This is a genomic window from Streptosporangium roseum DSM 43021 (assembly GCF_000024865.1).
Lineage (GTDB): Bacteria > Actinomycetota > Actinomycetes > Streptosporangiales > Streptosporangiaceae > Streptosporangium > Streptosporangium roseum.
The window spans coordinates 2189074-2210723 of the sequence record NC_013595.1; the positions used below are offsets into that span (position 1 = coordinate 2189074).

The 21650-nt window shown below is 70.8% G+C and carries 20 protein-coding genes; 9 read left to right on the forward strand and 11 right to left on the reverse strand.

Going from position 1 to position 21650, the window contains the following annotated elements:
- Positions 1-11 precede the first annotated feature (11 nt).
- The 7 genes from SROS_RS09835 to SROS_RS09865 form a co-directional block, all read right to left on the reverse strand.
- A complete protein-coding gene (locus SROS_RS09835) occupies positions 12-1430 on the reverse strand; it encodes an ATP-binding protein (protein WP_012888767.1) in 1419 nt (472 codons plus the stop codon).
- A gap of 62 nt (positions 1431-1492) precedes the next feature.
- The gene (locus SROS_RS09840) at positions 1493-3157 is read right to left on the reverse strand and encodes an NAD(P)/FAD-dependent oxidoreductase (RefSeq protein WP_012888768.1); all 1665 of its coding nucleotides are present in this window, start codon (positions 3155-3157) and stop codon (positions 1493-1495) included.
- 62 nt (positions 3158-3219) lie between these two features.
- On the reverse strand, positions 3220-4086 hold the full coding sequence (locus SROS_RS09845; protein WP_012888769.1) for a TrmB family transcriptional regulator: 867 nt from the start codon (positions 4084-4086) through the stop codon (positions 3220-3222).
- Between the two features lie 429 nt (positions 4087-4515).
- Positions 4516-5529 (reverse strand): glutamine synthetase, encoded by a 1014-nt coding sequence (glnII, locus tag SROS_RS09850; RefSeq protein ID WP_012888770.1) that lies wholly within the window; start codon positions 5527-5529, stop codon positions 4516-4518.
- Between the two features lie 215 nt (positions 5530-5744).
- The gene (locus tag SROS_RS09855; RefSeq protein WP_012888771.1) at positions 5745-6386 is read right to left on the reverse strand and encodes a MerR family transcriptional regulator; all 642 of its coding nucleotides are present in this window, start codon (positions 6384-6386) and stop codon (positions 5745-5747) included.
- 74 nt (positions 6387-6460) lie between these two features.
- Positions 6461-7291 (reverse strand): SAM-dependent methyltransferase, encoded by an 831-nt coding sequence (locus SROS_RS09860; protein WP_012888772.1) that lies wholly within the window; start codon positions 7289-7291, stop codon positions 6461-6463.
- A gap of 50 nt (positions 7292-7341) precedes the next feature.
- Complete coding sequence (locus SROS_RS09865) at positions 7342-7968, reverse strand: HAD family hydrolase (RefSeq protein ID WP_012888773.1); 627 nt, start codon at positions 7966-7968, stop codon at positions 7342-7344.
- 319 nt (positions 7969-8287) lie between these two features.
- Between SROS_RS09865 and SROS_RS09870 the strand changes: the two genes are divergently transcribed.
- From SROS_RS09870 to SROS_RS09895, 6 genes are all read left to right on the forward strand, one after another.
- On the forward strand, positions 8288-9370 hold the full coding sequence (locus tag SROS_RS09870) for a thiolase C-terminal domain-containing protein (RefSeq protein ID WP_012888774.1): 1083 nt from the start codon (positions 8288-8290) through the stop codon (positions 9368-9370).
- 226 nt (positions 9371-9596) lie between these two features.
- Positions 9597-10472: a MurR/RpiR family transcriptional regulator gene (locus SROS_RS09875; RefSeq protein ID WP_012888775.1), complete on the forward strand. Its 876-nt coding sequence runs from the start codon at positions 9597-9599 to the stop codon at positions 10470-10472.
- 2 nt (positions 10473-10474) lie between these two features.
- The gene (locus SROS_RS09880) at positions 10475-11233 is read left to right on the forward strand and encodes a sugar isomerase domain-containing protein (protein ID WP_012888776.1); all 759 of its coding nucleotides are present in this window, start codon (positions 10475-10477) and stop codon (positions 11231-11233) included.
- Positions 11234-11255: 22 nt separating this feature from the next.
- Positions 11256-12665, forward strand: coding sequence for an N-acetylglucosamine/diacetylchitobiose ABC transporter substrate-binding protein (gene ngcE / locus SROS_RS09885; RefSeq protein ID WP_052316907.1), 1410 nt, complete (start codon positions 11256-11258; stop codon positions 12663-12665).
- 5 nt (positions 12666-12670) lie between these two features.
- Positions 12671-13573, forward strand: a complete 903-nt coding sequence (locus SROS_RS09890) for a carbohydrate ABC transporter permease (RefSeq protein ID WP_012888778.1) — start codon at positions 12671-12673, stop codon at positions 13571-13573.
- Positions 13573-14484 (forward strand): carbohydrate ABC transporter permease, encoded by a 912-nt coding sequence (locus SROS_RS09895; RefSeq protein ID WP_012888779.1) that lies wholly within the window; start codon positions 13573-13575, stop codon positions 14482-14484. The genes SROS_RS09890 and SROS_RS09895 overlap by 1 nt, the downstream gene beginning before the upstream one ends.
- 46 nt (positions 14485-14530) lie before the next feature.
- On the opposite strand, the gene SROS_RS09900 is transcribed toward SROS_RS09895, so the two are convergent.
- Positions 14531-16081, reverse strand: a complete 1551-nt coding sequence (locus SROS_RS09900) for an MDR family MFS transporter (RefSeq protein WP_012888780.1) — start codon at positions 16079-16081, stop codon at positions 14531-14533.
- A gap of 7 nt (positions 16082-16088) precedes the next feature.
- A complete protein-coding gene (locus SROS_RS09905) occupies positions 16089-16682 on the reverse strand; it encodes an NADPH-dependent FMN reductase (protein WP_012888781.1) in 594 nt (197 codons plus the stop codon).
- Positions 16683-16801: 119 nt separating this feature from the next.
- On the opposite strand from SROS_RS09905, the gene SROS_RS09910 reads away from it, so the two are divergent.
- Together SROS_RS09910 and SROS_RS09915 are read left to right on the forward strand one after the other, a co-directional pair.
- Positions 16802-17527, forward strand: coding sequence for a TetR/AcrR family transcriptional regulator C-terminal domain-containing protein (locus tag SROS_RS09910; protein ID WP_012888782.1), 726 nt, complete (start codon positions 16802-16804; stop codon positions 17525-17527).
- A 241-nt stretch (positions 17528-17768) separates the two neighbouring features.
- Positions 17769-18644 (forward strand): chitosanase, encoded by an 876-nt coding sequence (locus SROS_RS09915; protein ID WP_012888783.1) that lies wholly within the window; start codon positions 17769-17771, stop codon positions 18642-18644.
- 127 nt (positions 18645-18771) lie between these two features.
- Here the strand turns inward: SROS_RS09915 and SROS_RS09920 are convergent, their stop codons facing one another.
- Positions 18772-19455, reverse strand: a complete 684-nt coding sequence (locus tag SROS_RS09920) for a DNA alkylation repair protein (RefSeq protein WP_012888784.1) — start codon at positions 19453-19455, stop codon at positions 18772-18774.
- A gap of 107 nt (positions 19456-19562) precedes the next feature.
- Positions 19563-20252 carry a TetR/AcrR family transcriptional regulator gene (locus tag SROS_RS09925; RefSeq protein ID WP_012888785.1) on the reverse strand — a complete coding sequence of 230 codons (690 nt, stop codon included), beginning with the start codon at positions 20250-20252 and terminating at the stop codon, positions 19563-19565.
- A 121-nt stretch (positions 20253-20373) separates the two neighbouring features.
- Between SROS_RS09925 and SROS_RS09930 the strand changes: the two genes are divergently transcribed.
- Positions 20374-21525 (forward strand): acetyl-CoA C-acetyltransferase, encoded by a 1152-nt coding sequence (locus tag SROS_RS09930; RefSeq protein WP_012888786.1) that lies wholly within the window; start codon positions 20374-20376, stop codon positions 21523-21525.
- Positions 21526-21650 lie beyond the last annotated feature (125 nt).

The window sequence follows — 21650 nt, forward strand, 5'->3', positions numbered from 1 at the left end:
GGCGGGGAGCCTCAGGGGCTGGGGAGCTCGGCCAGCGGCAGCCGTACCTGGAAGCGGGTGTCGCCCGGCACCGACTCCACGCGCAGGTCGCCGCCGTGCCGGCCGGCGACGATGCGGAAGGAGATGTCCAGGCCCAGGCCGGTGCCCTCGCCGACGGACTTGGTGGTGAAGAACGGCTCGAAGATCCGCTCGCGCAGGTGCTCGGGGACGCCGGGGCCGGTGTCGCAGATCTCGATCAGGGCGGTGGTGTCGTGTTCCAGGCGGGTGCGGACGGTCAGCGTGCCGGTGCCGGCCATCGCGTCCAGCGCGTTGTGGATCAGGTTGGTCCACACCTGGTTGAGCTCTCCGGCGTAGCCGGGGATCGGCGGCAGCTCCGGGTCGTAGTCGGTGGCCAGGCTGATCCCGGGCGGGATCTTGCCCCGGAACATGGTGAGCGTGCTGTCCAGCAGCTCCCGGACGTCTATGGTCTGGTACGGCGCGCGGTCCATCTGGGAGTACTGCTTGGCGGAGGCGAGCAGCGAGGAGATGCGCTCGGTCGCGTCGGTCACCTCGTTCAGCATCTGGTTGATCTCGATGGCCTCGGCGAGCCAGTGCATCGCCCCGGACAGGTGCTCCTCCCCGACCGCGTCGCGGACCCTCTCCACTCCGCCGGCCTTGAACCCGGCGGCGACCAGCGCCGGCGCGAGCTCCCAGCCGTCCGACACCCCGGCCGCCTCCAGCTCGTCGCCCAGCTCGTCCTCGGCGTCGGAGATGTCCAGCGGGGACCGCGCGGGCAGGCTCGCGGCCTTGTCCGTGCAGCCCTCCTGCAGGTCGATCAGCGCGCGCAGCCGTCCGGCCGAGATGCCCGCCTCGGCCAGCGAGGCGAGCTGCCGCCGCGCCGACCGGACCTTCTCCCGCATCTCGCCCACGGCCCGTACGGCCGCCGCCGCAGGGTTGTTGAGCTCGTGGGTGAGCCCCGCAGTGATCGTGCCGAGGGCGGTCAGCCGCTGCCGCCGGTCGATGATCTCCCGCTGGGCGAGCCCGCCGAGACGCACCCCGTCGAGCAGGTGGACCGCCATCGGGAACCACTCGCCGATCATCAGGCCGTACTTCTTGGCCGGGAGCACGAAGAGCCGCGAGGGCTTGGTCGCGCGCAGCGAGTGGGAGTAGGTGTCCGGAGCCCGGTCGCCCAGGTAGGCGGAGGTCGCTCCGGCGTAGACCCCGCGCTGGGAGGTGGGGGTCATGGTGACCACCCCGGCGGGGGTCTCGGTGGACATGACGATCTCGCCGTCGATGAGCACGAGGAAACACTCGGCCGGGTCGCCCTGCCGCACGATCAGCTCGCCGGCGCCGAACTCCCGCTCCTCGCCGTGGGAGGCCAGCCACTCCAGCTTCTCGTCGTCGAGTTTCTCGAAGAGGAACAGCCCGCGCAGGACATCCGTGCTGGTCATGAGAGCTCCTTCGTCGCCCGTGGCCCAGGCGCCGCGCGGGCCGGGGCCCTCGCTCCGTCCGGTCACGCCTTCTCCAGGTAGCGGTGGACGAGTGCCACGGCCATCGCGCCCTCGCCGACCGCGGAGGCGACCCGTTTGATCGAGTCGGCGCGGACGTCCCCGGCGGCGAAGACTCCGGGCACGTTGGTCTCCAGGTGGTACGGCTCGCGCCGGAGCGGCCAGTTGCGGGGGCGGCTCTCGGCGGAGGTCAGGTCGGGCCCGGTGAGGACGAAGCCCTTGGCGTCGCGCTCGATCGTGTCGCCGAGCCAGTCGGTGAACGGCTCGGCGCCGATGAAGACGAACAGCCACTCGCTGTCGACCGTCCGCTCGCCGTCCGGGCCCTTGAGTGTGAGCCGCTCCAGGTGGTCGTCGCCCTCCGCGCCGACCACCTCGGTCCCGGTGTGCACCTCGATGTTCGGGATGTTGGAGATCTGCTCGATCAGGTAGTGCGACATGGACCTCTCCAGCCCGTCGCTCCGGACGATCAGGTGGACCCTGCTGGCGTAGCCGGACAGGAAGACCGCGCCCTGCCCCGCGGAGTTGGCCGCGCCGACGATGTAGACCTCGTGGTCCCTGCACTCGGGCGCCTCGGTCACGGCCGCGCCGTAGTAGGTGCCCCGGCCCACGAAGTCGTCCAGGCCGGGGGCGGCCAGCCGCCGGTAGGAGACCCCGGTGGCCAGGATCACGGTGTGCGCGGCGATGCTGCTGCCGTCGGCGAAGCCGACCACCCGGGCCTGGCCCTTGACCTCCAGGCTGGTGACCGTGCGGGCGGTGAGCAGCTCGGCGCCGAACTTCAGCGCCTGGCGGCGGGCCCGGTCGGCGAGCTGGGCGCCGGAGACGCCGTCGGGGAAGCCCAGGTAGTTCTCGATGCGGGAGCTCTGCCCGGCCTGCCCGCCGGAGGCGTGCTGCTCGACCATCACGGTGCGCAGGCCCTCGGAGGCCCCGTAGACCGCCGCGCCGAGCCCGCCGGGGCCGCCGCCGATGACGATCAGGTCGTAGAAGTCGGTGGCCGGGGCGGTGGACAGGCCGACCGCCGCGGCCAGCTCGGCGGTGGTCGGGGCGATGAGCTTCGTGCCGTCTGCGGTGATGACCAGCGGCAGCTTGGCCGGGCTGATCTCGCACTCCTCGCCGGCGGCGGCCAGGAGCTGCGCACCCTCGGGGTCGTCGGCCAGCATCCAGTGGTAGGGCACCTGGTTGCGGGACAGGAAGTCGCGGATCTTGTAGGACCTGGCCGACCAGCGGGCTCCCACCACCCTCAGCTCGTCGGACTCGCGCCGGTCGGCCCGGTGCCAGGCGTCGAGCAGGGCGTCCAGGACCGGGTAGAACTTCTCCTCCGGCGGGTCCCACGGCTTGAGCATGTAGTGGTCGAGATCCACCACGTTGATCGCCTGGATCGCCGCGTCGGTGTCGGCGTAGGCGGTGAGCAGCACGCGGCGGGCGTAGGGATACAGGTCCATCGCCTGCTCCAGGAACTCCACGCCGTTCATCTGGGGCATCCGGTAGTCGGCGAGAATCGCCGCGACGTCGTCGCCGCGCAGCCGGAGCTGGCGGACGCTCTCCATTCCCGCGATCGCGGTGTCGGCCCGGACGATGCGGTAGGAATGGCCGTAACGGCGCCGTAGATCGCGCGCCACGGAACGTGAGACGCCCGGATCGTCGTCGACCGTCATGATGACCGGCTTATCCATGACCTGCCTTCCCCCGAAATAAGACAACCTCTATCGAAGGATGTCACATCCCCCGATAGGGCTCAGCCTGCCGGAAGCTCGGGGGCGGGGCATCCGGCCGCGCGGAGCAGGGCGGCCGGCCGGCCGCGGCCGGCGCGCAGCCGGGTGAACTCCGGATCGCTGGTCCAGAACTCGCGCAGCGACTCGTGCCCGACCCGGTCGGCGATGATCTGCAGGGCGATGTCGTGCCTGATGTATTCCACCGCCATCAGGACCACGGCCGGGTCCTCGGTGTAGACGCCCCAGGCCGAGCCGCCCAGGAACCCGCCTATCAGGGCCTCCCGGCGATCGGCCGCGACGACCAGGAGGCGGCAGCCCAGGTTCTCCATGATCACATCCGGGGTGGAGAACCGGTGCTCGTACAGGTGCCCGACCACCTCCTCGGCGGGGCCGAAGTGCATCACCGAGGCGTCGACCCCTCGCCCGACCGCCCGCCGGACCAGCGGGGACAGCCGCTTCATCTCCTCCGGCCAGATCGACAGGAACAGGTCGGTGTGCGAGGCGGCCACCACGTCCTCGGCGCGGGCCAGCAGGGCTCCGGCGTCCTTGAGGTTGTGGATCAGGTGGGCCTCGGGCGGCGCCACGATCGTGGGCAGCGAGGCCTGCAGCGACTCGATCGAGTCGTCGAACTCCCGGCGCATGCGCTCCAGCAGCGACCGGGGCGGCAGCGGCAGGTAGTCGGTGGCGTCCTCGGCGCCGCGCACCTCGTAGGCCGCGCCCTTGGCCACCAGCTTGCCCAGCGTCTCGTAGACCGTGCTGCGCGGCACGCCGGAACGCTTGGCCACCTCGTAGCCGTTGAGCGGCTGCCCGGAGCCGACCAGCGTGACATAGGCCTTGGCCTCGTAGCCCGACATGCCCAGGCGCTGCAACTGCTCTACTACGTCCCGCATCGCAGTCATGCTACGGCGCGCGGCGGCAGTTTTGCGTTGTCCTAAAGCACCTGATTCGGCTTTGTATTTATCATTCTGGAGTGCTCGCCGGTGAAATGGCCGCCATGGACCCGCCGGCCTGGGGATGAATGCCCTTCCTGAGGGTTTCCGCAGAAGCCGAATCGGATTCATTATGTGGGACCGCGCGCCCCGTGGCGAGTCATGCGGGACCATGCGCCCCGTGCGAGTCTCCGAGGCGCCGGCGGGCCCCGGACCTTCCGTACGGGCTCTCCGCCTCGCGCGACCGCCCGCCGCGGCGGGACGTGCCAGGGGCCTTCCCTCACACCCGCGCGAGACGAGCCGAAACGTATCGGCTTGTTCAATTGCGGGAGAACGCCGGAGGCCGCGGCCACCCCCGGCAGGGTGGTCGCGGCCTCGGTGCGCGTCCGATCAGACCTGGCCGGCCTTCTCCAGGGCGGTGCAGCAGGTGTCCACGATGAGGCGGGTCACCAGGTAGGGGTCGACGTTGGCGTTGGGGCGACGGTCCTCGATGTAGCCCTTCTTCTCCACCTCGACCTGCCACGGGATGCGGACCGAGGCGCCGCGGTCGGAGACGCCGTAGCTGAACTTGTTCCACGGAGCGGTCTCGTGGTGACCGGTCAGGCGCTCCTCGATGCCGGCGCCGTAGTGCTTGACGTGCTCCGCGGCGTTCTCGGCCAGAGCCTCGCAGGCGGTGATGATCGGGTCGTAGCCCTCACGCATCGCCTTGGTGGAGAAGTTGGTGTGCGCGCCCGCGCCGTTCCAGTCGCCCTTCACCGGCTTGGCGTCGAGCGTGGCGGCGATGTCGAAGTCCTCGGCGATGCGGTAGAGCAGCCACCGGGCGATCCACATGTGGTCGGAGACCTCCACGGGACCCGCCGGGCCAACCTGGAACTCCCACTGGCCGGGCATGACCTCGGCGTTGATGCCGGAGATCGCCAGGCCGGCCTCAAGGCAGAGGTCGAGGTGCTTCTCGACGACGTCGCGGCCGAAGACCTCGTCGGCGCCGACGCCGCAGTAGTAGCCGCCCTGCGGGGCGGGGAAGCCGCCGAGCGGGAAGCCGAGCGGGCGGCCCTCCTTGAAGAAGGTGTACTCCTGCTCGATGCCGAACCACGACTCCTGGTCGGCGTACTTCTCGGCGACCTCGACGAGCGCGGCGCGGGTGTTGCTGGCGTGCGGGGTCATGTCGGTGTCGAGGACCTCGCAGAGCACCAGCACGTTGCTGCCGCCGCGGATCGGGTCCGGACAGGTGAACGCCGGCTTGAGCACGCGGTCGGAGGAGCCGCCGTCAGCCTGGTTGGTGCTGGACCCGTCGAAGCCCCAGACCGGGAGCTCGGCGCCGTCGGCCAGGATCCTGGTCTTCGAACGGAGCTTGGCGGTCGGCTCGGTGCCGTCGATCCAGATGTATTCAGCCTTGAAGGTCATCGGCGGAGTCCTTGAGGAGGGAGTGGTTTGCTGCTCTCAAAGAGTTGCAAGTCGCGATTTCGCATCTGTTGCCCGAATGTGAACAGGATGTTACTCAAGCCCGTTTCTCCAGGCAGGGGCCGCGAGAAAAGTTTGCACATGCCTCTTTCGGGGCTGTGAGCTGCCCGTCCGCCCTCCGCGCCGCCGGGACGTCCGCCCTCCGCGCCGCCGGGACGTCAGCTCTCGGGGACGCCGAAGAAGCGGGCCGAGACGGATTCCTGGGCGAGGCGGCGCAGGATGTCGAGGACCCTGCCGTGCACGACGGTGCCGACCACCAGGGCCTCGACCGCGGCCTCGCGGGGGCCGTCGAGGGGGATGGTGCCGATCTCGTGTTCGACGACGAGGTCGATGGCGGCCGCGGCGTAGGGGCGCAGGGCCTCGCCGGTGGCGGGCATGCCGAGCCGGTCGAGGGTGAGGATGGCCTGGGCGAGCTCGTCGCGGGTGGGGGCGGCGGGATGTATCCGCCAGCCGAGGTCGGTGATCAGGCGGTCGCCCTCGGCGCGGGCGCGCCGCCACTCCTCGTCGTCGTCATGGGCCTCGACGGCGGGGGCCAGGGCGTAGTGGGCGGTGCCGAGCACATCGTGCATGCCCAGGCTCTCGTCGTCGACGGAGGCGATCACCTTGCGGATGGACGCGATGGGTAGCCGCCCGACCTCCAGCAGCGCGCGGATCAGCCGCAGCCGGCGGACATGGCCGGCGCCGTACTCCGCCCGGGTGGCGGAGGTCTGCTCGCCCGGAGGGAGCAGGCCTTCGCGCAGGTAGTACTTGATGGTGGGGATGGGGACGCCCGAAGCGGCGCTGAGCTGGGATATCCGCATTATTGGATAGTACAGCTAGCCAATTGTCCCCGGGTGCGCGTCCCGGCACCGGGGCCGTCCGGCCCGCCGGTCCCTCAGGGCACCCGGGCGACCACGCCGGCCAGGCCCGGCTTGGTGAAGTCGGGTTCCGTGCCGGGATCCTCGGGGCGCCAGGCGTCCACCGGGACGAGGCCGGGCTCCAGCACGTCCAGCCCGTCGAGGTACGCGGCGATCCGGGGGAGGGGGCGGGTGGTGAACCCGCCGGAGGGGGTCGCGGAGTAGACCTTGTCGGCGGCTCGCACCTGCCCGGCCTTCGCCTCCCGGACCGCCTCGGAGGAGCTCGTGCCCGCGACGGCGTGGGAGACGGCGAGGTAGCCGCCCGGCGGCAGGGCCCGCCGGAGCCGGCCCACCACCTCCGCGGCCTCCTCGTCGTCCGGGAGGAAATGCAGGATGGCCAGCAGCAGGATCGCGAAGGGCCGGGTGTAGTCGAGGTGGGCCCGGACCTCGGGGTGGTCGAGGATGCTCCCGGGGTCGCGCAGGTCCGCCTGGACCACGATGGTTCCGGGGTTGTCGGCGAGCAGGGCGCGTGCGTGGGCGAGGACGACGGGGTCGTTGTCGACGTAGACGATGCGCGCGTCGGGCGCGACCTCCAGGGCCACCTCGTGGACGTTCCGCTGGGTCGGCAGTCCCGCTCCGATGTCGAGGAACTGCTTGATCCCCTGTTCCGCCAGGTGGGTGACCACGCGGATGAGGAAGTCGCGGTTGTCCCGGGTGAACTCGCGGATGGCCGGGACGATCGCGATCACCCGCTCGGCGGCCTCGCGGTCGGCGATGAAGTTGTCCTTGCCGCCGAGGTAGTAGTCATACATGCGTGCCACGCTCGGGGTCGTGGGATCGACCTCCTGGGGTACCCGTTCCCCCGCCATCGCATTCTCCTCTGCCCCGGTCTGCCCCGATTACCGGAGATGCTAGACGATCACCGGCCGGTGCCGCCGCCGACTTGTGTTTCTCTCCGGAGCGAGGGGCGGACGTCGATGACCGTCATCCCCGCGGCGAGCGCGGCGGCCACTCCCTCATCGGTGTCCTCGTAGGCGACGCAGGTGTGGGGGGCGGCGTTCAGGAGCCGTGCCGCCAGCAGGTAGACGTCGGGGGCCGGCTTGCCGTACCGGACGTCGTCCCTGGTGACCACGGCGTCGAACAGCGGGCGCAGGCCGGTGACGCGCAGGGTCTCCTCCACCGCCTGGCGCGTTCCTCCGGAGGCGACCGCCATCGGCACCCGGTCCTGGTGCGCCTCGGCGACGGCGGCGACCTGCGGGTGCGGGACGACGGTGTGGATCAGCCACTGGTAGGCGTCGAGCGCCGCCGCCCGCACCGCCGGGTAGTCCAGCTCCGCGCCGGTCTCGGTCTCCAGCTCGGCCAGCAGGCGGTCGGCGGACAGGCCGGTGCGGGCCCGGTACCACGCCGGGTCGAGCTCCACCTGCCAGTCCGCCAGGGCCGTCCGCCACGCGGTCTCGTTGGCCGAGGCGGTGTCGACGAGGGTGCCGTCGCAGTCGAAGACGAGGGCGGCGTACGGCATGGTGGGGCGGAGTCGTTGATCGAGCATGATCGCCTAACGCGTGACTGCGGATCTTCGTCAAGCCTACCGCGCCCCATACCGAGCAAGCGCTTGCCTAAGTGGCGGGCGCGGGCTAGCGTGACGGGCGACGGCCGCGATCCGGAAGGCGATCGGGCGGGGAGGACCGTCCCGGCCCGCCGCCGCGTCCACGCGACCGGGCCGCCGCACGACGCCCCCAGGGGTGAGCAGGAGAGAACCTCGCGGGGAGCGCCGCTCGCCTCCACGGCGTCCCGCGGCCCACGGACGTCGCTCGCCGGAGCGGATCGCGCCCCGCCCCGGCGAGCGACCCGACCTCCTCAGGAGTCGTATGCGGGGCAGGGCGGCCGTCGCCGGCATCGGGATGACGGCTCTGACGCGGAGATCCGGCAGGACCGAGCTGGAGCTCGCGGTCGAGGCGTCCCGGGCCGCGCTGGCCGACGCCCGCGTGGAGGCCGGGCAGATCGACGCCGTCCTCAGCTACCACATGAACGACTCCGTCCCGGTGGTCCAGGTCGCCAGGGCGCTGCGGATCGAGCGGCTGGGCTGGCACAACGACATCACCGGCGGCGGCACCCAGGCGGCCTCCGTCCTGGGGGACGCGGCGATGCTGATCGCCGCGGGCGTCGCGCGCAACGTGCTGGTCTACCGGGCGCTGAACGGCCGCTCCGGCACGCGCATGAACACGGTCTCCACCGGCCCGCAGGAACGCTTCACCGTCCCCTACGGCATGGCCGGGCCGATCCCGATGTTCGCCCTGGCCGCCCAGCGCTACCTGCACGAGACCGGCCTGACCGAGGAGCACCTGCACGCGGTCGTCGCCCAGTCCCGCGACAACGCCGCGGCCAACCCGCGCGCCCTCCGGCGCGATCCGCTGTCCCTGGAGGACTACCTCGCCAGGCCGTACGTCTGCTCGCCGCTGCGGACCGTGGACTGCTGCCAGGAGACCGACGGCGCCTGCGCGCTGGTGGTCCGTGACGCGCGGCTCGCGCCGCGGGCCCCCCGCATCCACGCGGTGGTCAGGGGAGGCGGTCCCGGCTGCTCGTCCATGGACCGTTCGCCCGACGTCAGCGCGATCTTCTCCGCCCATGTCGCCCCGATGCTGTGGGAGGCGTCGGGCATGCGGGCGGCGGACGTGGACGTCGCGCTGCTCTACGACGCCTACTCCTGGCTGGTGCCCCGGCAGCTGGAGGACTTCGGCCTGGCCGGGCGGGCCGAGCTGGGGGAGTTCCTGCTCCGGCGCCGCCACGCCACGGTCAACCCGCACGGCGGCCTGCTGTCCGAGGGCTACGTGCACGGGCTCAACAACGTGGCGCAGGCCGTACGGGAGCTCCGGGCGGGCCGCGGGACGGCGCTGGTGACCGGGTTCGGCGGCAGCTACGGCAGCGCCGCGCTCCTGGTCCGGCCGGACTGAGCGGCCCGGCCCGACCGAGCGGTCCGACCCGGCCGAGCCCGGTCCGGTACGGCCGAGTGGCCGGTACGGCTGTCCGGCACGGTACGGCTGCCCGGCACGGCCCGGCCCGACTGAGCGGTCCGGAACGGCCGGGCGGGTCCGATCGCGGCGATGCCGGGTCTCCGGGGGGTTGACTGGGACCGTACTTAAGAATAATTTTCACCCAACCGTTGGGCGGGTGAAAGGAATGCCTGTGGCAGTAGGGGCACTCGGACGCATTCAGACCGAGACACCCGTGCTGCCCGAGGCGCTGCGCCGGGTCGGCGAGGCCATCTTGGCCGACCCGGCCGGAGCGGCCCGATCCACGATCATCGCGCTCGCCGAGCGGAGCGGCAGCTCGCCCGCCACCGTCACGCGGTTCTGCCGGGTGTTCGGCTTCGCCGGATACGCCGGGCTGCGGGTCGCGCTGGCCACCGAGACCGGCCGTGCGACGCAGGCCAACTGGGACGCCAACGTGGGCCACGAGATCGGCCCGACCGACCCGCTCGACGCGGCGATCGGCGTGATGGCCGCCGCCGACTCCCGCCTCATCCAGGAGACCGCGGCCCAGCTCGACGTGGCCACCGTCGCCAGGATCGCCGACGCGATCGTCGCGGCCCGGCGGGTGCTGATCTTCGGGGTCTCCATCAGCGGCGGTGCGGCCGGCATGATCGGCGGACGGCTCCGCAGGATCCGGGTGCCCTGCTGGAGCCACGCCGACGCCCACGAGGCGCTCGCCGACGCGGCGCTGCTGGCCGAGGGCGACGTCGCGATCGGGATCTCCCACCAGGGACGGACCCGCGAGGTGCTGGAGTCGCTCGCCGAGGCCGGCGACCGGGGCGCGCTGACCGTCGCCGTCACCTCCTTCGCCCGGTCCCCGCTGGCCGAACTGGCCGACCTGGTGCTGACCACCGCGAGCCGGGAGACCACCTTCAGGCTGGGCGGCCTGGCGGCCGTCCACTCCCAGCTCTTCGTTCTCGACGCCGTCTACGTCGCGGTCGCGCAGCGCACCTACGAGCAGACCAACGAGGCGTTCGAGCGGACGATCCGAGCGCTCGAAAGCCACCGCGTGGAGAGGAGTTGACCGTGGATATCGGCGCCGCCGACTACGTCCATGAGGTGAAGGCCCTGGTGGACGGGGTCTTCCAGACGCAGGGGGTCGCGGTCAGGCAGGCCGCCGGCCTGATGGTCGGTTCGCTGCTCGACGACGGGGTGGTCCAGGCCTTCGGCTCGGGCCACTCCGAGGCGATCGCGATGGAGATCGCCGGCCGCGCGGGCGGGCTGGTCCCCACCAACCGGCTCGCGCTGCGCGACGTCGTCCTGTACGGCGGGACCCCGGTGGAGGTGCTCCTCGGCGCCCCCGGCGAGCTGGAGCGCGATCCGGGCATCGCTCAGCGGATCTACGACCTGGCCCCCGTCCAGCCGCAGGACGTGTTCGTGCTGATCTCCAGCTCCGGGGTGAACGGCTCGGTGGTGGAGCTGGCCTCCGTCGTCAAGGCCAGGGGGCACGGCCTGATCGCCCTGACCTCCGTCCAGCACAGCACCGCGATGCCCTCCCGCCACCCCTCGGGCCGCAAGCTGCTCGACCTCGCCGACGTGGTGCTCGACAACGGCGCCCCGTACGGCGACGCGATCCTGCCGCTCCCGGACGGCGGCTCGTTCGGCGCGGTCTCCACGATCACCTCGGCACTGCTGGCCCAGATGATGATGGCCGAGGTGGTGCGGGGCCTGATCGAGGCCGGCCGGACCCCGCCGGTCTACCGCTCCGTCAACGTCACCGGCGGCGACGAGCACAACAGGGCTCTTGAGAACCGCTACGCCGGAAGGATCCGGCGAGGTGCCTGACCACCCCCCTGCAGGAGGAAGCATGACCCATCTGTCCCGGCGCGAGCTTCTGCGCAGCGCGGCCCTGGCGGGGCTCGCCCTGCCGGTCCTGTCCGCGTGCGCCAGTCCCGCGGGCGGAGGCGGCGCCTCCCCGGCGGCGCCGGCCGCCGGGGCCACCAGCGCGGCCAACCCGCTCGGCCTCGCCGAGAGCAAGCCCCTGGAAGTCTGGATCTTCGACGGCGGGTTCGGCGACGCCTACGCCAAGGACGTCCACGAGCCGCTGGTCAAGGGCAAGTTCCCCAAGCTGGAGATCAAGCACAACACGACCAAGGAGATCGCCAAGACCCTCCAGCCGCGCTTCGCCGGCGGCAACCCGCCGGAGTTCATCAACAACTCCGGCGCCAACGCGATGGACTTCGGGGCACTGGTCCAGGACGGCCAGCTCGCCGACCTCACCCCCCTGTACGACGCGCCGAGCTGGGACGACCCCGCCGTCAAGGTGCGCGAGACGATCGACCCGGCCGCGATCGAGCTGGGCAGCTACGACGGCAAGCCGTACGTCCTCAACTACGCCAACACCGTCTGGGGCATCTGGTACTCCCAGAAGCTCTTCGAGGCCGAGGGCTGGCAGCCGCCCAAGACGTGGGCGGAGTTCCTGCAGCTCTGCGAGGCCATCAAGAAGTCCGGGAAGATGGCGCCGTTCACCTACGCGGGCAAGCACCCCTTCTACATCTACGAGACCATCCTCACCCTCGCCGCGAAGATCGGCGGCAAGGACGTGCTGAAGAACATCGACAACCTGGAGGACGGCGCCTGGCAGGCCGAGCCGGTCAAGCAGGCCGCGACCGCCTTCGCCGAGCTCGGGGCCAAATACCTCCTCCAGGGCACCGCCGGCCTGGACCACGTCCAGACCCAGACCGCCCACAACAAGGGCCAGGTCGCCATGCTGCCCTGCGGCTCCTGGCTGGAGAACGAGCAGAAGGACTCCACCCCGGCCGACTTCGGCTACGCGATGTTCGCGCTGCCGGACTTCGGCTCCTCCGACGCCCTGCCGTACGGCACGCTGCACGCCCGGCCGGGGGAGGAGTACATCGTCCCGGCCAGGTCGGCCAACCCTCAGGCGGGCCTGGAGTACATGCGGGCGATGCTCTCCAAGGAGGGCGCCGGCAAGTTCATGGAGCTGGTCTCCACGCTGACCGTCGTCAAGGGCGCGGGTGAGGGGCGCACGCTCAAGCCGGGACTGAAGAGCGCCTCGGCCGCCCTGACCGCGGCGGGCGACAACGCCGTCTGGTTCCTGTTCCGCAAGTGGTACGTGGAGATGCACGACGAGGTGGCCGCGGCGACCGGGCAGTTCATGAACGGCAAGCTGACCGTCGACCAGTGGATCGAACGGGCGCAGAAGAAGGCTGACTCGATCAAGAACGACTCCTCGGTGAAGAAGTTCAAGAGGTAGCGACGGTGAACTACGGCAGGATGCGGTTCGTCACCGGGTTCCTCGCGATCCCGGTGGCGCTCTATGCGATCTACGTGATCGCCCCCTACGCGCAGGCCTTCTACATCGCGTTCACCGACTGGCGCGGGGTGAACGCGACTCCGCGGCTCGTGGGCCTGGAGAACTTCCAGAGGCTTTTCGACGACAACGTCTTCTGGAAGGCGGTGGGGCACAACCTCATCCTGCTGATCCTGATGCCGCTGCTGACCATCGGCATCGCGCTCTTCTTCGCCTTCCTGCTCAACGCGGGCGGGCGGGGCGGCACAGGGGGCGTCTGGGGGTCGAGGTTCTACCGGGTGGTGTTCTTCTTCCCCCAGGTGCTGGCCGTCGCCGTGGTCGCCGTCCTGTTCCAGCAGGTCTTCCGGCCCGACCGGAGCGGCATGCTCAACGCGCCGCTGATCGCCCTCGGCTTCGAGCCGGTGGGCTTCCTGTCCGACACCGGCATCGCGCTCTGGGCGATCCTCGGCGTGCTGGTCTGGCAGGCGGTCGGCTTCTACGTGGTGCTCTTCTCGGCGGGCATCTCCTCCATCCCGCGCGACATGTTCGAGGCGGCCGCGATCGACGGCGCCGGAGGGGTGCAGCTCTTCCTGCGGGTCACGCTGCCCCTGCTCTGGGACACCATCCAGGTCGGCTGGGTCTATCTCGGCATCGCCGCGCTCGACGTCTTCGCCATCGTGTGGGTCATGACGGCCGAGCACGGCGGGCCCGACCACTCCACGACCGTGATGGCGGCGGAGATCTACCGCAACGCCTTCCAGTACTTCAAGTTCGGCTACGCCTCCGCGATGGGCGTGGTGCTGTTCTTCTTCACCATCGGGTTCGCGGCGCTGGCCCTGCGCCTGTCGCGGCGTGAGCGAATCGAGTTCTAGTGGCAGACGCGGTGATTCCCCGGAGCCGGGCCTACGCCCGTGAGGAGCGCAGGAGGCGGCTGGGACCCCTGTCGGTCCTGACGCACGTCACGCTGGTGGTGTGGACGATCCTGGTCGCGGTGCCGATCGTGTGGACGTTCCTGGCGTCGGTGAAGAGCGAGGACGAGATCTTCGGCGACGCCTGGTCGCTGCCGGCCTCCCTCCGCTTCGACAACTGGGCGCGGGCCTGGGAGCAGGCGCACGTGGGCCAGTACATGATCAACAGCATCCTCGTCGTGGCGGGCGGCACGTTCGGCACGATGCTGTTCGGCTCGATGGCCGCCTACGTGCTCGCCCGCTACCGGTTCCGCGGCAACCGGGCCGTCTACCTGCTGTTCGTCTCCGGCCTGGCGTTCCCGGTCTACCTGGCGCTGACCCCCCTGTTCTTCGTCGTGCAGAACATGGGCGCGATCCCGGTGATCGGCCCGTTCATCGGCCTCAACACCCACGGCGGGCTGATCCTGGTCTACATCGCCTACTCGCTGCCGTTCACCGTGTTCTTCCTCGCGGCCTTCTTCAGGACGCTGCCGGGGGCGGTGGCCGAGGCGGCCTTCGTGGACGGCGCCTCGCACACCCGGGTGTTCTTCCAGATCATGCTCCCGATGGCCAAGCCGGGCATCATCAGCGTGACCATCTTCAACGTGCTCGGCCAGTGGAACCAGTACCAGCTCCCGCTGGTCCTGCTCACCTCCGACAAGGAGAAATGGGTGCTCACGCAGGGCATCGCCGACATCTCCACCGCGGCGGGCTACGACGCGGACTGGTCGGCCCTGTTCGCCGCGCTCAGCATGGCCATCCTCCCGATGCTGATCGTCTACACGCTCTTCCAGAGCCAGATCCAGAAGGGGCTGACGGCGGGGGCGCTCAAGTAGCCCGCCAGGGCCCCGAGCGGGGCGTTCACCGGCTCGCCCGGGGCGTTCACCTGGTCGCGGCGGCGTGGGTGTCGGGCTCGGGGCCGGCCTGTACCGGGGGGCCGTCGCGGAGCGGGACCTCGCGGATGAGCCAGGAGGCCGCGAAGGCGATCACCGCGAGGACGGCGGCACCGATGAGGACGCCATGCAGGCCGCCGGTGACGGCCTCCCGGACGGCGGCGCCTGCCTGAGCGGGCAGGCCCGGCAGTAGCCCGGGTGTGAGGTCGCCCCCCACTGTCAGCTGGTCGGCCGCCGCCGGGCCGAGGTGCGCGCTGAGGCCGTCCCGCATGCGGACCGCGTACAAGCTGCCCAGCAGCGCGATGCCCAGGGATCCGCCGATGGTGCGCAGCAGGGTGACCGTCCCGCTGGCGGCGCCCATGTCGCGGGGGTCGGCGCTGTTCATCGTGATCAGTGTCGTGCTCTGCATCACCAGGCCCATGCCGGCCCCGATGACCAGGCTGAGTGCCGAGGCCGTCACCGGCGCGGTGTCGACGTCGAGCAGCAGCAGGGCGAGAGCGCCCGCGATCATGAGTGCGCCGCCGAGAATCGGGTAGACGCGGTAGCGGCCGTTGCCGCTGATGAGATGGCCGGTGAGCAGTTGCGCGCCGAGCATGCCGAACATCAGGGGCAGCAGCAGCATGCCGCTGGCGGCCGGTGAGGCTCCTTGGACGAACTGCATGTACTGCGGCAGGTAGTTGGTCACGCTGAGCATGACCGCGCCGACCAGGAAGCTGAGGATCTGGGCGAGGGTGAAGTTGCGGTCGTGGAACAGGCGGGGCGGGATGATCGGTTCGGCGGTCCGCCGTTCGACGGCCACGAATCCGGCCAGGCTGAAGACGCCGACGGCGGTCAGGGTGAGGATCTGGGGTGAGGCCCAGGAGTAGGTGCTCCCGCCCCAGCCGGCCAGCAGGGTCAGGGTCACGATGGCCGTGGTGAGCAGGGCCGCCCCGCCGTAGTCGATGCGGGCTCTGACACGTTCGGCGGGCGGCAGATGGATGCGGGTGGCGATGATCAGGAGGGCGACGGCGCCGAGGGGCAGGTTGACGTAGAAGGTCCAGCGCCAGCTCAGGTGGTCGGTGAGCAGGCCGCCCACGAGAGGGCCGCCGATGTAGGCGATCGGCATGATGACGCCGATCATCGACTGCAGGCGGCCGCTGTGGCGTGGCGGTACGAGCACGCCGATGATGGCCAGCGCGCCGACCATCAGCCCGCCCGCGCCGAGGCCCTGCACCGCGCGGAAGGCGATGAGCTGGCTCATGTCCTGGGACACGCCTGCCAGGAGCGAGCCGACCTGGAAGAGCGCGATCGCGGTGATGAAGGTGGCCTTGCGGCCGTACAGGTCGCCGAGTTTGCCCCAGATGGGGGTGGTGGCCGCGCCGGCGAGCATGTAGGCGGTCACCACCCATGGCAGGCGGTCCAGGCCGCCGAGGTCGCCCACGATCGTGGGCAGCGCGGTGCCCACGATCAGGCCGTCCAGCATGGCCAGGAACATGCCGAGCAGCAGGCCGAACACCGCGAGGTACGGCAGGCGGCGGCCGTCTGGTCCGTGGTGGGTCATGGCGGGTTCAGGCGGCGTAGGGACGGGTGATCCTGGCCTCGCGCAGCGAGTGCGCCCACCAGGCGAGCCTGTCCAGCATGACCTTGGCCGCGGCGTCGGCGGCCGGGTCCACGGCCTTGCCGTCACCGTCGAACTGGGCCCATGGGTGCTGCAGGCCGACGCTGTCGCGGATGGTGACGGCGTGCAGTTCGGCCAGCACCAGACGCAGGTGCTCGACCGCGCGCAGCCCGGCCGAGAAGGCGCCGTAGGAGACGAAGGCGACAGGCTTGGCATGCCATTCGGTGCCGTGCCAGTCGATGGCGTTCTTCAGCGCGGCGGGGAAGCTGTGGTTGTACTCGGGGGTCACGATGACGAAGGCGTCGGCCGCCGCCATGCGGGGTGAGACCGCGGCCAGCAGGTCTCTGGCCTCCTGGGAGGCGGGCGGCTGACCGAGGACGGGGAAGACCGTCGGCAGCGGGGTTTCGATCAGGTCGATCAGGTCGGCTTCCATGTCGTCGCGCTGGGCGAGGTGGTCCATGACCCAGTTCGCCACGGCGAGGCCGAAGCGGCCGTCGCGGGTGCTGCCCAGGAGGACCGCGATCTTCAGGTGGTTGTCGTTCATGAGGGGCGCGTTCCTTCTTTTGTGTACAACGTATCTGGCGAGATACAACGTACACATTGATGTGTACGCTGTCTACTGTTGATACGTTGTACACACGGCAAGCCGGAGGAGCGAACAGCATGGCCACCGAGGAAGACAAGCCACGCGAATCCCTGTGGGAGCGCCTGGAGCGTCCAAGCCCCACCCCGCGCCAGACCCTCTCCCCGCAGCGCATCGCCGCGGCCGCGGCCGCGGTCGCCGACGCCGAGGGCCTGGAGGCCATCACCATGCGCCGCCTGGCCTCCGAACTGGGCGTCGCCCCCATGGCGCCCTACCGCTATGTGGCCGGCAAGGACGATGTCCTGGAGCTGATGGTCGACCACGTCTATGCCGATCTGCGCCTCCCGGACGGTCTCGGGTGGCGCGAGACCATGCGCGCCCTGGCGCTGGGCACCCGCGACCTGATGCTGCGGCACCTGTGGCTGGCTCAGCTCTCCCCGCAGGCCAGGCTCTCGCTCACGCCCAACAGGATGGCCGTGGCCGAACAGGCCCTGTCGGCCCTGGACGGCCTCGGCCTGGACGCCGACGCGATGATGAGCGTCTTCCGTGCCGTGGACGCCTACGTCGCCGGCGCCTTGAACTACGAAAGCGCCGTGCTCAACCTCCTGCGCGAGCATGGATGGTCTGACGGCGGCGAGCTGCGCTCCGAACTGGCGCCACAGATGATCTGGCACATGCGGACCGGCCGCTACCCCACCTTCCAGCGCTATCTGCGTACCGCCACCCGCAAGGACGACACGCAGTGGCAGTTCGAAAGCGGCCTCACCTACGTCCTCGACGGCATCGCCGCCGAACTGGGCATCTGAGAAGTCCGCGTGGATCCGCAGTCGTGCTCGCCGCGCTGTGGGGGACGTGCGCGCCGGCGACGTGGAGCCGTGCCCCGGCTGCCGGCGCGCCGCCCGGGGCTCGGGCCGCCTTCGGGGGAACGCCCCCGATCGAGGGGAACGGGTTGACGGGCGGGGCATATCAGCGGTTAGGTTCGTTAGGAAAGTTTCCTAACGAGCGGGCGAGGTTTTCTCGCCTCCGGTCCCCCCTCTGGAGAGACACGTGCCCATCTCGTCAGATCCGCGCCCCGGCCGCCGGGCCCTGCGGCTCCTCCTCGCCCCGGTCGTCGCCGCCGCACCGGCCCTGGTCCTCTTCGCGGGCCCCGGACACGCGGCCGTGCCGGCGCCGCACCTCTCCGCGCCCTCGCAGGGGTCGGTGACGGCCGCCGCCGCCGACCTCACCGACCCGCGCAAGAAGGACATCGCGATGCAGCTCGTCTCCAGCGCGGAGAACTCCTCCCTGAACTGGAAGGCGCAGTACAAGTACATCGAGGACATCGACGACGGGCGCGGCTACACCGCCGGGATCATCGGCTTCTGCTCGGGCACAGGGGACATGCTGGAGCTCGTCGAGCTCTACGCCGAGCGCAAGCCCGGAAACGTGCTCGCCAAGTATCTGCCCGCCCTGCGCAAGGTCGACGGCACCGACTCCCACAAGGGCCTGGACCCGAACTACACCAAGGACTGGGCCACCGCGGCCAAGGACAAGGTCTTCCAGCAGGCGCAGAACGACGAGCGCGACCGGGTCTACTTCAACCCGGCGGTCCAGCAGGCCAAGAAGGACGGCCTGCGCGCCCTGGGGCAGTTCGCCTACTACGACGCCATCGTCATGCACGGCGACGGGGGCGACCCGGAGAGCTTCAGCTCGATCCGCAGGAACGCCCTCAAGAAGGCCAAACCGCCCGCGCAGGGCGGCGACGAGGTGAAGTACCTGCACGCCTTCCTCGATGCCCGCAAGGTTGCGATGAAGGCCGAGGAGGCCCACGAGGACACCAGCCGGGTCGACACCGCGCAGCGGGTCTTCCTCAACAAGGGCAACCTCGACCTGAACACCCCGCTGTCCTGGAAGGTCTACGGCGACCCCTACACGATCGGCTAGCGGGATCCCGGCGGGCGGGCGCGGCCCCACCCGTCCGCCGGCCTCCGCGGCCCCTCGATGACCTTCGGCGACCGGGGAGGCCGGCGAGTCCCGTCCCGGGGGGCGCGCGGCCGCCCGATGTCCGGAGCTATCCGGCCGGCACGTTCCTCAGGGCCTCACGGCGGCTCAGCCCGGTGATGCCCACGTGGTCGACATAGCGGACGACCTCCCGGGGATTGGTCTTGGCGTACTCGCGCAGGGCCCAGCCGATCGCCTTGCGGGCGAAGAAGTCGATGTCGGACAGGCTCGGCTCGATGCAGGCGTAGAGCAGTCCGGTGTCGGTGGCGGCCCTGAAGCGGTTCTGACAGAGGATGGCCGTACGGCGCTTCCACAGGTCGTCGCCCCGTGCCCACTCCAGCATGAGCGGGCGCATGGTGTCGGGGAAGGCCGACAGCAGGCCGCCGACGCGGTGGACGGCGAGCTCGTCGACGTAGTCCCACCAGGCCCCGGAGACGATCATCTCCTCATACATGGGGAGCGCGTACAGGGTCTGGAAACCCCGGTAGAGCCGGTGCCCGGTCAGCTCGATCGCCGCGTAGCGCTCCTCGCGGTATTCGGCGTCCCGCCACAGCGACAGCACCGTCCTGCGCCACTCGGGCGCGCCGTCGATCGGGTGCTCGGCGAAGACCTTCCGCAGCGCCGTACGGCGAGGCCCGGCCTGGACGCCGAGGAAGGGCATCTCCGACTTCATGTAGGCCCGCATCGCCGGCGCCTTGGCGGCGTCGGCCACCTCGGTGAGCGCGCGTCGCACGGCCTCGTGCAGTGTGTCCATTGCTCGCTCACCACTCCTCGTCCGCCCCGCGGACGCCTCGTTTCCCGCCGGCCGCCGCGCTCACCGCGTCGGGTGTGCTCGCGGTGCCCATCGCTCACCCGTGCGCGTCAAGCGCTGTGGCTGCTCCGCTCACCGGTCGCCAGGCCGTCGAACAGGACGGTGATGTAGTGCTCGGCGAGGCCGGTGGTGTTGAGGCGGCCGCCCGGACGGAACCAGCGGACCGCGACCCAGATGGTGTCACGGATCATGCGGTAGGTGAGCTTGGGGTCCACGTCGGCGCGGAACTGGCCGGCGGCCTGGCCGAGCTTGATCTGCTCGACCCACATGCGCTCGACCTCGTCCTCGGCCTTGACCAGGTAGTCGAAACGGTCGCCGGGCAGGGAACGCAGGTAGTTCCAGTCGTTCTGCATGACGGTGATCGCCGCGCGGTGCGGTTCGAGGGTGCTGAACCCGATGCGCACCATCTCTGAAAGGATTGCGCGGGGCTCGCCCTCCTGCTCCAGCGCGGCGCGGTATCGGCCGACGAGATCGTCGAGGAAGGTGGTCAGCACCTCGTCGACGATCGTCTCCTTGGAGTCGAAGTGGTGGTAGAGACTCCCGGACAGGATGCCCGCCTCCTCCGCGATCTCGCGGACGGTGGTGGCCTGAAAGCCCTTGCGGGCGAAAAGCTCGGCGGCGAGCTTGACGAGGTGGTCGCGGCGCTCGGAGGCGGGGCCGGATGAGGCCGCGCGCTTCGTCGTCCCCTGGCGCTTGACCGGGGTGCTGGTCGCGCCGCCGGAGTTCTTTCGCGTGTTCACACCCTCATTATGAGCCCTTGCGCAATCGCTTGTTCACATGAACACGCCAGCTCATCCCCGCCTTTGAATGTAACCAAGCGCTTGCTACATTTGAGACGGGCTCATATCGAAGGGACATGCAATGGCTGAGGCATACATCGTCGGCGCCGTCCGGACCCCCGTGGGCCGCAGGAACGGCGGTCTCGCCGACGCCCATCCGGCGGACCTGGGCGCCCACGCCATCGGGGAGCTCGTCCGGCGCACCGGCGTGGACCCCTCGGCCGTGGACGACGTCGTGTTCGGCTGCGTGGACACCGTCGGCCCGCAGGCCGGCGACATCGCCCGCACCTGCTGGCTGGCCGCCGGGCTGCCGCAGGAGGTGCCCGGCGTCACGGTCGACCGCCAGTGCGGCTCCTCCCAGCAGGCGGTCCACTTCGCCGCCCAGGCCGTGCTGTCGGGCACGTCCGACCTGGTCGTGGCCGGCGGCGTGCAGAACATGAGCAGGATCCCGATCGCCTACGCCATGACCGCCGGGCAGGCACTCGGCTTCGACGGCCCGTTCTCGGGGTCCAAGGGCTGGCAGGCCCGGTACGGCGGGCAGGAGGTGTCGCAGTTCCGCGGCGCCGAGATGATCGCCGCCAGGTGGGACATATCGCGGGCCGACATGGAGGAGTTCGCCTACGAGTCCCATCGGCGGGCGCTGCGCGCCATCGACGAGGGCCGTTTCGCCGCCGAGATCGCCCCCTACGAGGGCGTCACCACCGATGAGGGCCCCCGCCGCGACACCACGCCGGAGAAGATGGCCGCGCTCAGGACCCTGGTCGACGGCGGGCGCCTCACCGCCGCGGTCTCCTCCCAGATCTCCGACGGCGCCGCCGCCCTGCTCATCGCCTCCGAGGAGGCGGTCCGGACCCACGGCCTGACCCCGCGCGCCCGCGTCCACCACCTGTCCGTCCGCGGGGGCGACCCGATCATGATGCTCTCCGCCCCCATCCCCGCCACCGCGCACGCGCTGCGCAGGACGGGCATGTCGATCGGCGACATCGACACCGTCGAGATCAACGAGGCGTTCGCCTCCGTCGTGCTCGCCTGGCTGAAGGAGACCGGCGCCGACCCCGCCAGGGTCAACCCCAACGGCGGCGCCATCGCCCTCGGCCACCCGCTCGGCGCGACCGGCGCCCGGCTGATGACCTCTCTCCTGCACGAGCTGGAGCGGACCGGCGGCAGGTACGGCCTGCAGACGATGTGCGAGGGCGGCGGCCAGGCCAACGTGACGATCATCGAACGGCTCTGAGAGGGCGCCCGGCGCGGGCGGGCGGCGGTGAGCTCGGACCGGCCGCCGACGCTCCGGTCCCCGAGTCCCCGAGTCCCCGAGTCCCCGAGTCCCCGAGTCCCCGAGTCTCCGGGGCATCCTGGCCG

Excerpts from the sequence above, each read along its gene's own strand:
- SROS_RS09835 (WP_012888767.1), bottom strand. The coding sequence starts at position 1,430 with ATGACCAGCACGGATGTCCTGCGCGGGCTGTTCCTCTTCGAGAAACTC.
- SROS_RS09840 (WP_012888768.1), bottom strand. The coding sequence starts at position 3,157 with ATGGATAAGCCGGTCATCATGACGGTCGACGACGATCCGGGCGTCTCA.
- SROS_RS09845 (WP_012888769.1), bottom strand. The coding sequence starts at position 4,086 with ATGCGGGACGTAGTAGAGCAGTTGCAGCGCCTGGGCATGTCGGGCTAC.
- glnII (WP_012888770.1), bottom strand. The coding sequence starts at position 5,529 with ATGACCTTCAAGGCTGAATACATCTGGATCGACGGCACCGAGCCGACC.
- SROS_RS09855 (WP_012888771.1), bottom strand. The coding sequence starts at position 6,386 with ATGCGGATATCCCAGCTCAGCGCCGCTTCGGGCGTCCCCATCCCCACC.
- SROS_RS09860 (WP_012888772.1), bottom strand. The coding sequence starts at position 7,291 with ATGGCGGGGGAACGGGTACCCCAGGAGGTCGATCCCACGACCCCGAGC.
- SROS_RS09865 (WP_012888773.1), bottom strand. The coding sequence starts at position 7,968 with ATGCTCGATCAACGACTCCGCCCCACCATGCCGTACGCCGCCCTCGTC.
- SROS_RS09870 (WP_012888774.1), top strand. The coding sequence starts at position 8,288 with ATGCGGGGCAGGGCGGCCGTCGCCGGCATCGGGATGACGGCTCTGACG.
- SROS_RS09875 (WP_012888775.1), top strand. The coding sequence starts at position 9,597 with ATGCCTGTGGCAGTAGGGGCACTCGGACGCATTCAGACCGAGACACCC.
- ngcE (WP_052316907.1), top strand. The coding sequence starts at position 11,256 with ATGACCCATCTGTCCCGGCGCGAGCTTCTGCGCAGCGCGGCCCTGGCG.
- SROS_RS09900 (WP_012888780.1), bottom strand. The coding sequence starts at position 16,081 with ATGACCCACCACGGACCAGACGGCCGCCGCCTGCCGTACCTCGCGGTG.
- SROS_RS09905 (WP_012888781.1), bottom strand. The coding sequence starts at position 16,682 with ATGAACGACAACCACCTGAAGATCGCGGTCCTCCTGGGCAGCACCCGC.
- SROS_RS09910 (WP_012888782.1), top strand. The coding sequence starts at position 16,802 with ATGGCCACCGAGGAAGACAAGCCACGCGAATCCCTGTGGGAGCGCCTG.
- SROS_RS09920 (WP_012888784.1), bottom strand. The coding sequence starts at position 19,455 with ATGGACACACTGCACGAGGCCGTGCGACGCGCGCTCACCGAGGTGGCC.
- SROS_RS09930 (WP_012888786.1), top strand. The coding sequence starts at position 20,374 with ATGGCTGAGGCATACATCGTCGGCGCCGTCCGGACCCCCGTGGGCCGC.